16 protein-coding genes are annotated in these 11,216 nt (G+C 64.9%); 7 read left to right on the top strand and 9 right to left on the bottom strand.

Features of this window, described 5'->3' with window-relative positions:
- The 3 genes from V5A53_RS09170 to V5A53_RS09160 all read right to left on the bottom strand — a co-directional run.
- Positions 1-893, bottom strand: an 893-nt coding sequence (locus V5A53_RS09170; protein ID WP_332313302.1) for a cation:proton antiporter domain-containing protein, incomplete at its 3' end; no start/stop codon positions are given.
- 68 nt (positions 894-961) lie between these two features.
- Positions 962-1,864, bottom strand: a complete 903-nt coding sequence (locus tag V5A53_RS09165) for an MBL fold metallo-hydrolase (protein WP_332313301.1) — start codon at positions 1,862-1,864, stop codon at positions 962-964.
- 57 nt (positions 1,865-1,921) lie between these two features.
- On the bottom strand, positions 1,922-2,782 hold the full coding sequence (locus V5A53_RS09160; protein ID WP_332313300.1) for a hypothetical protein: 861 nt from the start codon (positions 2,780-2,782) through the stop codon (positions 1,922-1,924).
- A 176-nt stretch (positions 2,783-2,958) separates the two neighbouring features.
- Here V5A53_RS09160 and V5A53_RS09155 point away from each other — a divergent pair, with 176 nt between their 5' ends.
- Positions 2,959-4,200, top strand: coding sequence for an aminotransferase class V-fold PLP-dependent enzyme (locus V5A53_RS09155; RefSeq protein WP_332313299.1), 1,242 nt, complete (start codon positions 2,959-2,961; stop codon positions 4,198-4,200).
- Between the two features lie 51 nt (positions 4,201-4,251).
- Here the strand turns inward: V5A53_RS09155 and V5A53_RS09150 are convergent, their stop codons facing one another.
- On the bottom strand, positions 4,252-4,572 hold the full coding sequence (locus tag V5A53_RS09150) for a hypothetical protein (protein WP_332313298.1): 321 nt from the start codon (positions 4,570-4,572) through the stop codon (positions 4,252-4,254).
- A gap of 160 nt (positions 4,573-4,732) precedes the next feature.
- On the opposite strand from V5A53_RS09150, the gene V5A53_RS09145 reads away from it, so the two are divergent.
- The 3 genes from V5A53_RS09145 (at position 4,733) to V5A53_RS09135 (ending at position 6,441) form a co-directional block, all read left to right on the top strand.
- Positions 4,733-5,149: an iron-sulfur cluster assembly scaffold protein gene (locus tag V5A53_RS09145; protein ID WP_332313297.1), complete on the top strand. Its 417-nt coding sequence runs from the start codon at positions 4,733-4,735 to the stop codon at positions 5,147-5,149.
- Positions 5,150-5,193: 44 nt separating this feature from the next.
- Positions 5,194-5,478: a DUF7130 family rubredoxin-like protein gene (locus tag V5A53_RS09140; RefSeq protein ID WP_332313296.1), complete on the top strand. Its 285-nt coding sequence runs from the start codon at positions 5,194-5,196 to the stop codon at positions 5,476-5,478.
- 66 nt (positions 5,479-5,544) lie between these two features.
- Entirely contained in the window at positions 5,545-6,441 is an 897-nt protein-coding gene (locus V5A53_RS09135; protein WP_332313295.1) for a ketopantoate reductase family protein, read from the top strand.
- 24 nt (positions 6,442-6,465) lie between these two features.
- Here the strand turns inward: V5A53_RS09135 and V5A53_RS09130 are convergent, their stop codons facing one another.
- From V5A53_RS09130 to V5A53_RS09115, 4 genes are all read right to left on the bottom strand, one after another.
- Positions 6,466-6,957 (bottom strand): GNAT family N-acetyltransferase, encoded by a 492-nt coding sequence (locus V5A53_RS09130; protein WP_332313294.1) that lies wholly within the window; start codon positions 6,955-6,957, stop codon positions 6,466-6,468.
- Positions 6,958-7,032: 75 nt separating this feature from the next.
- Complete coding sequence (locus V5A53_RS09125) at positions 7,033-8,523, bottom strand: sulfatase (RefSeq protein ID WP_332313293.1); 1,491 nt, start codon at positions 8,521-8,523, stop codon at positions 7,033-7,035.
- Positions 8,524-8,593: 70 nt separating this feature from the next.
- Positions 8,594-8,746 carry a hypothetical protein gene (locus V5A53_RS09120; RefSeq protein ID WP_332313292.1) on the bottom strand — a complete coding sequence of 51 codons (153 nt, stop codon included), beginning with the start codon at positions 8,744-8,746 and terminating at the stop codon, positions 8,594-8,596.
- A gap of 93 nt (positions 8,747-8,839) precedes the next feature.
- Positions 8,840-9,208, bottom strand: a complete 369-nt coding sequence (locus V5A53_RS09115; RefSeq protein ID WP_332313291.1) for a NifU family protein — start codon at positions 9,206-9,208, stop codon at positions 8,840-8,842.
- 132 nt (positions 9,209-9,340) lie between these two features.
- On the opposite strand from V5A53_RS09115, the gene V5A53_RS09110 reads away from it, so the two are divergent.
- Positions 9,341-9,790 (top strand): hypothetical protein, encoded by a 450-nt coding sequence (locus tag V5A53_RS09110; RefSeq protein WP_332313290.1) that lies wholly within the window; start codon positions 9,341-9,343, stop codon positions 9,788-9,790.
- Here V5A53_RS09110 and V5A53_RS09105 read toward each other — a convergent pair.
- Positions 9,787-10,095 (bottom strand): DUF5783 family protein, encoded by a 309-nt coding sequence (locus V5A53_RS09105; protein ID WP_332313289.1) that lies wholly within the window; start codon positions 10,093-10,095, stop codon positions 9,787-9,789. The two genes, V5A53_RS09110 and V5A53_RS09105, sit on opposite strands and share 4 nt — an antisense overlap.
- A 107-nt stretch (positions 10,096-10,202) precedes the next feature.
- On the opposite strand from V5A53_RS09105, the gene V5A53_RS09100 reads away from it, so the two are divergent.
- Both V5A53_RS09100 and V5A53_RS09095 read left to right on the top strand, forming a co-directional pair.
- A complete protein-coding gene (locus tag V5A53_RS09100; protein ID WP_332313288.1) occupies positions 10,203-10,706 on the top strand; it encodes a deoxyuridine 5'-triphosphate nucleotidohydrolase in 504 nt (167 codons plus the stop codon).
- A gap of 317 nt (positions 10,707-11,023) precedes the next feature.
- Positions 11,024-11,216, top strand: a 193-nt coding sequence (locus V5A53_RS09095; protein WP_332313287.1) for a hypothetical protein, incomplete at its 3' end; no start/stop codon positions are given.

Here is an 11,216-nt window from a genome sequence, read left to right as displayed (position 1 = left end):
AGCGCCAGCAGGTCTTCGAGTTCGAGCAGCGCGGCGAGAGCGATGAAGACGAACGACAGCACGATGAGCGTGATGTCGCCTTTGAAGTCCGAGATCTGCTCCTCGTAGGGCAGATCGAGGTTGCCGAGGACGACGCCGGCGGTCGCGACGGCGGCGACACCGGCCTCGCTGGCCAGCGTCTCCCCGGCGCCGAAGGCGACCAGCGCGCCAGCCAGTACGGTGAGACGGGCGTTCTGCGGGGCGCTCCCCGGTGAGAGGTCGATGTACCGGAGGAGCAGCCACACGACGCCCGCGAGGGCGAGTCCGATGAGGACGCCACCGCCGAACCGCTCGATGAAAAGGCCGAGGAACGCCGACAGCGTCGGTTCGTCCAGCCGCAGTGTCTTGAAGACCACCACGGCGAGGATGGCAGCGGTCACGTCGTTGACGATACCCTCGGTTTCGAGCGCGGCCTGCACCCGATCGCGGACGGGGACGACCGTCAAGATCGGCGTGATGACCGTCGGCCCCGTCGCGATGAGCAGCGCGCCGATGAGGAAGGAAACCCCCCACCCTGCCCCGAGGGCGAACCTGACGACAACGGCCGTTCCGACGAGCGCGATGAGGGCGCCGATAGTTACGAGACGGATGCTCTCGCTCGTTGCCTGTCGGAGCTTCTCGATGCGGAGGTGGAACGCACCCTCGAAGACGATAATGGCGACCGAGAGGCCGACGATGGCTGGCAGCGCGGCAAAGGAGTCGTCGGTGATGACGCCGATTCCCTCCGGTCCGAGCGCGATACCCGCGGCTAGCAGGAAGACGATACTCGGGATCTCGAACCGGTCCGCGAGTATCTGGGCCGCGACGCCGATGGCGATGATGGCCGCGACGAGGGGAATCAGTTGGCTCGACACGGATTCGACTCCATCGGCTACCGGTTCTGCAGCCAGTCGAATAAACCCCCACGACGACTCGGAGCCGCTTACTCCTCGCGGTTGTCGAGGTAGTTGATGACGCCGCGGACGTTCATCGCGATCTGACCGCTGGTCATCTCCTCGTCCCAGACCTCGACGATATCGTGCTCGGCGACGAAATGTTCGATGACCGCCTCGTCGTCGCCCAGTTCCGCTCGCTTTTCGGCGACGGCTTCGACCCACTCGGTGATCACGTCGACGTACTCCGAGAGCCGGTCGTCGGTCGGCGCGTCGCCGAAGTGGCCATAACAGAGCGTTTCGGGGTCGATGCGGGCGATCATGCGGGCGTCCTCGATGACGCCTTCGAGGTCGAAGCCCGGCGGTGGCGACGTCTCATGGATGGCGTCCCATTCGGGGATGTAGATACCCGCGGCGTCGGCGGTGAAGACCACGTCGTCGTCGCGTTCGTGGAAGACGAGTTGGTGGAACGCGTGGCCGGGCGCGTGGTGGGCGTGGAGCTGGCGGTCGCCGAGGTCGACCGTCGCGCCGTCGTGAATCGATTCGAGGCGGTCGACCGGGACGGGCTTCGGCTTCGTGTAGTGTTCGATCACGTCGTCGACGGCCTGCTTCGTGCCGTCCCAGAGGGGGCCGGGGTCGGTGAGGAACTTCGCGCCGCTTTCGTGGACGTAGACGTCGGCGTCCGTCTCGTCGGCGATGAATCCCGCCCCGCCGGCGTGGTCGAGATGGACGTGCGTGGGGATGATAGCCTCCAGGTCCGCCGGCGGGATACCGACCGTCTCCAGCGCGTCGAGGATCAGCTCGTAGTTGGTTCCGATACCGGTATCGACGATGGCCGGCCGCTCGGCGTCGAGGATGTAGACCGCACCGTATTCGGGCGTGTCGTACATCCCCGTATCGACGTAGAAGAGGTCCGTCGCGTCGTCGACTTCGTGAACGTCTCCGATTGCCATATCGAAGGTGTGCATCCGGCGGTCCTAAACCCAGCGGACCCCGAGGTCGCGGTCAGTTCAAAGCGTTCCGCGAAGCACGTTCCAGAGGTCGTTCTGTCGCTTCTGAAGGACGGCGACCGGCGAGGCGACACGGTACTCGCCGGTTTCCGTTTTCTCGGCCAGACCCTCGCGTTCGAAGGATTCGAGCGTCGACTCGACGACGTCCTCCGAGAAGACGACTCGACTGGAGATGTCCGCAGGCGTCCCGCTGCCGAGCGTCTGTGCGGCGAGATACACCGAGACGCGCTGGGGGCTCTCCAAGACCTCCACGAGCAGTTCGTTGATGAGGCCGCCGCCGGTCTCCTTGTCGGAGACCTGCGTTTTGACCATCTCGTCTTCGGTCAGCGGTTCGGCCTCCTGCAAGCGCTCTTCGAGGTACGCGAGTGCCGTCTTCCGGGCTTTGCCGTCCTCCTCGCGTTCGATGAGCCGTTCCAGCGAAGCGGGTTCGGTGATCTCGGCGGCGAGGGTCTTCAGTTCCTCGACAGTGAATTCGGCAGGGTCGACGTCGATGAGGTCCTCCGTTCGGATCTCGTCGTCGGTCGTAAAGCCCACCTCGCCGTAGCCTTCGACCTGCAGGCCGAGTTCGATCTCGTGGACGCCCAGACGCAGGCGTTCGCGGTCCAAGATTACCTGCACCGTCTCCGCGAGGTCCAACTCCAGCGGGTTCTCCGGCGTTATCTCGTCGGCCCTGAAGCGTTCCTCCGGCGACACCTCGAGGATTATGTCCTCCTTCGGAACGTCCTCCCCGTCCACTCTGGCCGCCGTCACGCCAAGGAACCCCGTCTCGATGAGCCGGTTTTTCAGCTCGAATTCGACCCCTCGTTCGGTGTTCTCGAGGCTCTCCCACGTGAAGAGCCGCTCGAGATACTGCTCTATCATATACCGAGCGTCTGCCCCCCGCGTACTTCGGTCTGTCGTCAACTCGACACACCGGATCTGCTGTTTGTTATGGACACGAGGAGAACGTCCTCTTAAAAAGGCCCCCGACGAACGTAACCGTCTTCGTTTTACCCGGACCGAAAGAAGCACCACCCTCGAAGCCGTGTAATTATCTAATGAGTCAACAGGCCGAGCCGCTCGACGTCGAGCGTCTCCGCGAGGACTTTCCCATCCTGGAGCGGGAGTTCGACGGGACGCAACTCGTCTATCTCGACAACGCGGCCACGACCCAGACGCCGGAACCGGTCATCGAGGCCATCACGGACTACTACCGGCACTACAACGCCAACGTCCACCGCGGTATCCACCAGTTGAGCCAGGAAGCTTCCATCGCCTACGAGGAGGCCCACGACCGGGTCGCCGAGTTCATCGGCGCCTCGGGCGGACGGAAGGAGATCGTCTTCACCAAGAACACGACCGAATCGATGAACCTCGTCGCCTACGCGTGGGGACTCAACGAACTCGGTCCCGGCGACGAAGTCGTCCTGACCGAGATGGAACATCACGCGTCACTGGTGACCTGGCAGCAGATCGCCAAACGCACCGGCGCCGACTGCAAGTACATCCCCATCACCGACGAGGGCCGCCTCGACATGGACGCCGCCCGCGAGATGATCACCGACGACACGCGGATGGTCTCGGCGGTGCACGTCTCGAACACGCTGGGGACGGTCAATCCCGTCGGCGAGTTGGCCGACATCGCCCACGACCACGACGCCTACATGTTCGTCGACGGCGCCCAGTCGGTGCCGAACCGGCCGGTCGACGTCGAGGAAATCGACGCCGACTTCATGGCCTTCTCGGGCCACAAGATGTGCGGCCCGACGGGAATCGGCGTCCTCTACGGCAAAGAGCACATCCTCGAGGACATGGAGCCGTACCTCTACGGCGGCGAGATGATCCTGAAGGTCACCTTCGAGGACTCCAAATGGAACGAACTACCGTGGAAGTACGAGGCCGGCACGCCGGTCATCTCCCAGGGTATCGCGCTGGCGGAGGCCTGCGATTACCTCGACGACATCGGCATGGAGAACATCGAGCGCCACGAGGCCGAACTCGCCGAATACGCCTACGAGCAGTTGACCGCGAAGGACGACGTCGAGGTCTACGGCCCGCCCGCGGACGACCGCGGCGGCCTCGTCGCCTTCAACCTCGACGGCGTCCACGCCCACGACCTCTCCAGCATCCTCAACGATAGCGCCGTCGCCATCCGTGCTGGCGACCACTGTACCCAGCCGCTCCACGACGTCCTCGGCACCGCCGCGTCGGCGCGTGCCTCGTTCTACCTCTACAACACGAAAGCGGAGGTCGACGAACTGGTCGAGGCGGTCGACGACGCGCGCGAATTGTTTAGGTAACTCAGGACTCCTTTCCCCGATACTCCACCTCGAAGACCCGTCCAAGACCCATCAGCCCGCGATGCCGAGCGTCGCGATGTTGACGTAGTGGCGGCCGGGAACCGCGAAGGCGGCCCCGACGAGAGCGGTCCCACCCAGGAGAAGGTGAATACGGATGCTCGGGACGTAGTCGGTCGCGAGGTCGGCGACGACGGCGCCGAGGGCGGGAACGGCGGCCAGCATCGCGAAGACGATGACGGCGTCCGGTTGGCCCCGCCCGTAGGCGGTGTTGGCGGCGAGGAGACACGCGGCCCCGGCGAGCGCGAGGATGAGGCCGTCGTCCGAGATTCGCTTCTCGCCGCCGTCATCGTCGCCGCCGGACTCGTCGCTCATACCCACCCCTGCTGGCGGGAGGGTTTTCGCCTTTGTGCTCCATCCCATCGTTCGCGCCCACCGTCGGCGATCAGGGGAATCCGGGTATCACGGCCCCTGCCGGGCAGTACCACCCCGACCGACGGCCTTTTGAGTGTCATTCCCCTTTTGTAGGACAACAATGGGTATGGGCTCGGACATGTACCGCCAGCAGATCCTCGATCACTACAAGAACCCCCGTAACTACGGGGAGATCGAGGACCCCGACATCGAGCACGTCGGCGAGAACCCGATGTGCGGCGACACCATCAAGATGTTCGTGGAGCTGGCCGAGGACGACGAGACGATAGAACGCGTGAGTTTCATCGGCGACGGCTGTGCCATCAGTCAGGCCTCCGCGAGCATGCTGTCCGGCGAACTCCGGGGGATGACCCTCGAAGACGTCCGTGAGATGGACCGCGAGGACATCGAGGACATGCTGGGCGTCGAACTCAGCCCGATGCGTATCAAATGCGCCGTCCTCGCCGAGAAGGTGGCACAGGACGGCATCAAGATCCACCAGGGCGACGCCGATATCGACGAGACGACGACCGAATAACGCCGACCTCCGGTTTTTTGGTGTGTGGGAACGTACCACACCCCATGGCCATCGAGGACCAACAACCCCGAGTACGGTTCGGACAGACCGTCTACGACGACGAGGGCAACGAACTGGGACAGGTCCGAAACTTCGGCGACGACGGCTTCTACGTGACGACGATAGAGGGCGTTTCGACGGCCTCTCAAGCCGAAAGCAAGGCCGGCGAGAAGACGCTGATGTGGCGCTGCATGGAGTGTGGCGAGATCGGCGAGATCGAGAACCTCCCCGAGATGTGTCCCTCCTGTGGCGCCTCCGGTGAGAGCATCAGCTACGTTCAGGAGGACTAATACGGATCGTTGTAACGGCCCGTATAACAGCGACCCTTTTCTATTCGGCCGCTCGAAGCCGTCGATATGAACGTCGTCGTGTTCGGCGCCGGCAGCCTCGGGAGCCTGCTCGGCGGCCTGCTCGCCCGCGAACACGCGGTAACGCTCGTCGGGCGTGACCCGCACATGGAAACCGTCCGGGCCGAAGGCCTCCGGATCACCGGCGCCGTCGAGGAGACGGTCTACCCCGACGCGAGAACGGCGCCCCCAGCGAGCGCCGACCTCGCGCTCGTCTGCGTGAAAGCCTTCGATACGCCCGCTGCAGCCGACGCGCTCGCCGGCATGGACCTCGACTACTGTCTGTCGGTTCAGAACGGCATGGGCAACGAGGCGCAGTTGGCCGACCGCCTCGAGGCACCCGTCCTCGCGGGCACCTGCACCTACGGCGCGCTCACGCCGAAGCCCGGCGTCGTCCGCTGTACCGGAATTGGTGAGGTCGTCCTCGGCGCACGCGAGGGAGGCGACTCGCCGGCCGCCAAGGTCGTCGGCGAGGCCTTCGAGGCGGCCGATATCGTCACCACCGTCGCCGAGGACATGCCGCGCCGCCTCTGGGAGAAACTCGCCGTCAACGCCGGTATCAACGCGACGACGGCGCTGGCCCGTATCGACAACGGCGCTCTATTAAGTGGCGACGCGAACGCCGTTGCCACGACGGCTGGCCGGGAAGTCGCCCGCGTCGCCCGCGCCGAGGGCGTCGACCTATCCGACGCCGAGGCCGAGCGGGCGGTCGAACGCGTCGCCGAAGCCACCGCCGAGAACACCTCCTCGATGCAGCAGGACGTACTTGCCGAGCGCCGCACCGAAGTCGACGCTATCGGCGGCTACGTCCTCGAACGGGCCGGTACACACGGTATCGACGTACCCGTCAACGAGACGATGACGCGGTTGTTGCAGGCGTGGGAGGACGGACAGGGGGTGCGCTGAACGCCGGGTGCTTCCGGGGGCGGTTCAGAACTCCAGCACGTATCGGTTCTCCTGATAGCTCTCCTCGCCGATTTGTGTCTCGCTTTCGTCGGCCCGCTCGAAGCCGAACCGTTCGTAGAAGGCGTTTCCGGGGTCGTTCTCCGCGAGTACCATCGCGTGTATCCGGTCGATGTCGTACCCGGAAAGCGCCTTCCGCGTCCGTTCGAGCAGTTCGCCGCCGATACCCCGACTCCGGTGGTCGGGATGGACGTAGAGTCGGAGGATGTACCCCTCGCCCTCGGTCGCGTTCCACGTCGCGTGTGCGAAGCCGACGACCTCGCCGTCGCGTTCGGCGACCAACAGTTCCGTCCGCCCCTCGGCGATAGCCCCGGCGAGCACGTCGGGGTCGTACCACTCCGAGACGGCCTCCTCGGCCGTCTCCCGGGTCAGAATGGACGGATAATCGACCTCCCACGACCGCTCGGCGACCCGTCTGATGTCGTCGATGTCCTCGTGTGTCGCCTCTCGTACATCCATGCCACCACATACCACGCCCTAGGCGTTAGACCTTTCTCCGCCACCAGCGCGCTCGAAGACCAGCCCTCCCGCCCGCTATTCCATGTAGCCGAGGTCCTGCAGGCGCTCTTTGGCCTCCTCGTCCATGTGGTCCAGCGCCTCGTCGGCGTCCGCGGCGGCCGGAGCGTCCCACTCGTCTGCCGCCCGGTCCTCGAACCGTTCGAGCGCGGCGAAAACCTCCTCGATAACCGGGTCGTCGGTACTCGCTCGCTCGGTTTCGCCGGGGTCCGAATCGAGCCGATAGGCCTCGTCCGGAATCCGCTCGTTGCGGATGTACTTGCCGTCGGGACGGCGCGCGGCGCGCATCCGCGAGTAGAAGCGAGAGTCCTCGTCCAGTTCGATGCCGGCCTCGGCGGCCTTCGTTTCGAGCTGGTTGAGTTCGACGACCGGCCGGTGGTAGTCGACGAAGGCGAACTCGCCGTCCTCGATGTCCCGGCCGTCGGTCAGCAGCGAGCGGTCGGCGTCGAAGCCGCGAGCGCCGACCCGGTCGGTGTAGTCGGCAGCGCACGTCACGTCGAGAACGGTGTCGTAGAGGTCGAGCAGTTCGACCTGCTCGTCGGTGCGGCCCGCCTCGACGTCGGGGTGTTTGACCATCAGTGGGACGTTGACCAGCGGGTCGTAGATGCCGAACTCGTGGCCGTAGAGGCCGTGTTCGCCGTGGAGTTCGCCGTGGTCCGCACAGACGACGACCAGCGTGTCCTCCCACTGGCCCGTCTCCTCGAGATGGGCGAAGAGTCGCTGCAGTTCCGCGTCGATGTGCCGGATTTCGGCGTCGTAGAGGCCCTCGATGTCCTCGAACTCCTCGTCGCTAATCGCCCGGGCACCCGAGTTGTACTCCTTGGAGTTCTGGCAGACCTCGTGGGGGTCGACGCCCGGCGCGAACTCCTCGCGGTACTCCTCGGGCGGGTAGTACGGCAGGTGAGCGTCCATCAGGTTGATGAAGGCGAACCAGTCGTCGTTGTCGTCGACGAAGTCCATCGTGTTGTCGACGATGCGCGGCGTCTTCGAGGCCTCACCCTCGCCGCTGGCGAGGTACTCGTGGATCTCGTTGCCGAACTCGACGAGGCGGTCGGCGACCCCGCGGAAGCGGCTGTCGGTGAGTTTCTGCCAGAAGCTCGCCAAGGCCCCCGAGAGGACGTCGCCGGGCAGGACCTTGAAGAAGTTGTCCTGGTCCTCGAAACCGGCCGTCAGCCGCGTGTAGGGCGTGATCCACGCGTTCGAGGAGTAGCAGGCGGTCGCATAGCCCGCCTCGGAGACGGTCTGTGCGAGGGTGCCCATGTCGTCGGGGAGGTAGGGCGCCTCCTGCGTGGCGGTGTGCTGGGCCGGATACCGACCCGTGAACATCGAGGCGTGGACGGGCAGGGTCCACGGCGCCTGCGCGACGGCCTGGTCGTAGACGAGGGCTTCCTCGGCGAAGTCCGCCAGTCCCGGCGTCGTCGGGCGGTCGTAGCCGTAGGGCGTCAGGTGGCTCTTGCGAACCGTGTCCATTACCACGAACAGCACGTTCCGGCCGTCGTCAGCGGGCATGCTGGCTGACACTCCGGGAGTGCCGGGCTTAAATACCGTGGTGTGCACTCGGCGCGCCGCCGGCCTACCGTCACTCGAAAAGCGGTTCGAGTTCGCTCTCGTAGCAGGACCGACAGACGTACCGGTCGATCACCCCCGATTCGCCGTGCGTGTGGACGAGTACGTGGACCGTATCGTCGAACGGGACCTCGCGCGAACACACCCCGCAGGCCTCCACAGCCATACCTTATGTGTGTTTCCTGTGACCAAATACCATTCCCTCGTGGGAGCGAAGCCGCGGCTAGCGGGTGGTAGAAAACTGGAGATGCCGCGCGAGTTAGAACGGGGCTTCGGGGCCTTCGTCGGCCTCGTCGTCGCTGTCGCCCTCGTGGCCGGGGAAGGACGGCGACATCTGGCCGCCGGCCATGCCCTCGCTGCCGCCGTCCATGCCGGTGTCGGCGTGAACGGTGTCGATCTCGGGGATCTCCTCGGTCATGCGGCTCTTGATGGCCTGAATCGTCATGGGGGAGATGCCACAGCCGGAACAGGCGCCACCGAGCATGATGGTGACCTCGCCGGCCTCGCGGTCGAGGTTCTGGACGGCGGCGCTGCCGCCGTGCATCTGGATCTGCGGGAAGTTGCGCCGGAGGAAGTTGCTGATGCGCTCGCGAAGGTCCTCGTCGGCGTCGGCGGGTTCGGTACTCATGAAAGGGCCTATGCGGCGCAACCGTATGAAGATTTGGCTCTCAGAACCGACCGGCTTCGAATTCCGGCGTCGGCCGGGTGAGCGACGAGTGTCTGACGGGAGTTTATGAACGATGACGACCGCTAGAACAGTATGCCAACGCGTCGCCACCTGCTTGCTACCGTCGGGGTCGCCGCCACGGGAGCCGGCTGCATGGGTGCCCTCGGCGACGAGGGCGACTCGCCTCCGGAGGACACTGCCGACCCGACCGAGACGGCCGAAACCATCGAGCTCGGGGAACTCGCCGTCGAGAACAACCACGAAGAGGCCCACCAGATCCAACTCGCCATCGAGGACGGTGACGAGGTTCTCCACCTCGGTACCTACGACCTCGAAGCCGGCGGCAGCACGAACGTCGAGGGAGAATGGTTAGAGGAGGCCGGCGATTACCGCATCCACGCACGGCTGGACGACAGCGAGGTTCGTACGGCCGATATCTCGGAGAAGGGCGACGACGAGACCGACTGTGTGCGCGTGCTGGTCCGGGTCGGCCGCGGGGGTCGACTCGACATCTGGGACGGCGCCGGCTGTGAGGACGCCTAGTTCTCGAAGGTCCGTTCGAGTTCGTCTTCGATCTCCTCGACGTACTCCTCGAGGACCGTCTCGAACTTCTCTTCCGTCGTGACGACGCCGGTCAGCCGGTCGTAGGGGTCCTCGGGGAGTTCGAGCCGGAAGCCCTCTTCGTCGTCGTAGACCGGTTCGGATTCGTTGAGCACCTGCTGGTCGATGCCGTGGACCAGCGTCGAATCGTAGGTCTCGTTGATGCGGTTGAAGGCGTTCTTGTAGGCCTGCTGGAGCTGCGGGAAGAAGTCGGTGAACTTCTTTTCCTCGAAGGTTTCGGCGTCCATATGCCGCTGTTAGGCGCGGGAGCCTAAAAGACGGTCGAACGCGGCCGCGGCGGAGCCCCCAGGCGGTCGAACACAAGCGACTTGACCAGCCCGGGAGAGACGCCAGTATGTACCGGAGCGGTGCGTTCGTCGCCGAACACGTCACGCCTACGACCGACGAGCAGGTCCAGCCCAACGGGGTCGATCTGACGCTCGAAGCCGTCTACGAACAGCGCGAACCCGGTCGTATCGGCCGGGACGGCAAAGAGGTCGGGTCCCGCCACCGCCGGCACGCCGACCCCGTCGTCGAAGGGTCGTCCATCGACGAGGTGACCGAGCAGAACGATACCTACTACCTCCCGCCGGGCGGTTACGTCGTCCAGTACGCCGAGATCGTCTCGATTCCCGAAGACCATATCGGCTTCATCTACCCCCGCTCGTCGCTGCTCCGCAACTCCTGTATGCTGGATACCGCCGTCTGGGACGCCGGCTACGAGGGCAAAGGCGAAGGCCTGCTCGAGGTCCACCACGATATCGAGATCGAAACCGGCGCCCGCATCGCCCAACTCGTCCTCGCGGAAGCCGAAGGGGAGGCGACCTACGACGGGAGCTACCAGAACGAGAACCTCTAGCTGGTCGACGCCTGCCGACCACCGTTTCGGTCGCCCACCCACCGTTCGATATCGGTTTGGTTTTCGTGCAATTGTTGACATTGTTGGATAATCTCGCCAATAAGCTTAACAAGGGTTTCCAGCGCGGATTATGAACCTTCTCCCGGGGCCCTGTCGAGGCGGGCTGCTTCGTCGCCGGCCCGACCGACGACTTAAAGCACCCGATATGCACAGCCAAATCGCTATCGGTGGGGAAACGAATGGACCGATAACTCCGAGGTTTGGGAGCGCCTCACACCATATCAAACAACAACATACGACGGCTGTTCGCGCTGCTGGTGGCCGTTCTGGTCGTCTGCTCGTTCGTCGCCGTTCCTGCCGCGGGAGCGAGCGGGGGAACCAGTCTGGGAGACAGCTTCGACGGCTCGAGTAGTTCGACCGACTCGGACAGCACCGATTCCGACGACGAGGAGTCCAGCGACGATACGTCGAGCACGGAGGATACCGAAGACGACTCCGACGACGGCGACG

Origin of the sequence: Natronomonas sp. (assembly GCF_036625485.1) — an archaeon.
In the GTDB taxonomy this organism is placed as follows: domain Archaea; phylum Halobacteriota; class Halobacteria; order Halobacteriales; family Haloarculaceae; genus Natronomonas.
Note: the sequence above shows the minus strand (reverse complement) of the source record. Positions and strands in the feature narration are given on the sequence as shown.

What these genes read in the sequence shown, in the direction of transcription:
- V5A53_RS09150 (WP_332313298.1), bottom strand. Translation starts at nt 4,572, where the DNA reads ATGAGCGACGAGTCCGGCGGCGACGATGACGGCGGCGAGAAGCGAATC.
- V5A53_RS09110 (WP_332313290.1), top strand. Translation starts at nt 9,341, where the DNA reads ATGCCAACGCGTCGCCACCTGCTTGCTACCGTCGGGGTCGCCGCCACG.
- V5A53_RS09125 (WP_332313293.1), bottom strand. Translation starts at nt 8,523, where the DNA reads ATGCCCGCTGACGACGGCCGGAACGTGCTGTTCGTGGTAATGGACACG.
- V5A53_RS09115 (WP_332313291.1), bottom strand. Translation starts at nt 9,208, where the DNA reads ATGAGTACCGAACCCGCCGACGCCGACGAGGACCTTCGCGAGCGCATC.
- V5A53_RS09100 (WP_332313288.1), top strand. Translation starts at nt 10,203, where the DNA reads ATGTACCGGAGCGGTGCGTTCGTCGCCGAACACGTCACGCCTACGACC.
- V5A53_RS09165 (WP_332313301.1), bottom strand. Translation starts at nt 1,864, where the DNA reads ATGGCAATCGGAGACGTTCACGAAGTCGACGACGCGACGGACCTCTTC.
- V5A53_RS09105 (WP_332313289.1), bottom strand. Translation starts at nt 10,095, where the DNA reads ATGGACGCCGAAACCTTCGAGGAAAAGAAGTTCACCGACTTCTTCCCG.
- V5A53_RS09160 (WP_332313300.1), bottom strand. Translation starts at nt 2,782, where the DNA reads ATGATAGAGCAGTATCTCGAGCGGCTCTTCACGTGGGAGAGCCTCGAG.
- V5A53_RS09140 (WP_332313296.1), top strand. Translation starts at nt 5,194, where the DNA reads ATGGCCATCGAGGACCAACAACCCCGAGTACGGTTCGGACAGACCGTC.
- V5A53_RS09120 (WP_332313292.1), bottom strand. Translation starts at nt 8,746, where the DNA reads ATGGCTGTGGAGGCCTGCGGGGTGTGTTCGCGCGAGGTCCCGTTCGAC.
- V5A53_RS09145 (WP_332313297.1), top strand. Translation starts at nt 4,733, where the DNA reads ATGGGTATGGGCTCGGACATGTACCGCCAGCAGATCCTCGATCACTAC.
- V5A53_RS09155 (WP_332313299.1), top strand. Translation starts at nt 2,959, where the DNA reads ATGAGTCAACAGGCCGAGCCGCTCGACGTCGAGCGTCTCCGCGAGGAC.
- V5A53_RS09135 (WP_332313295.1), top strand. Translation starts at nt 5,545, where the DNA reads ATGAACGTCGTCGTGTTCGGCGCCGGCAGCCTCGGGAGCCTGCTCGGC.
- V5A53_RS09130 (WP_332313294.1), bottom strand. Translation starts at nt 6,957, where the DNA reads ATGGATGTACGAGAGGCGACACACGAGGACATCGACGACATCAGACGG.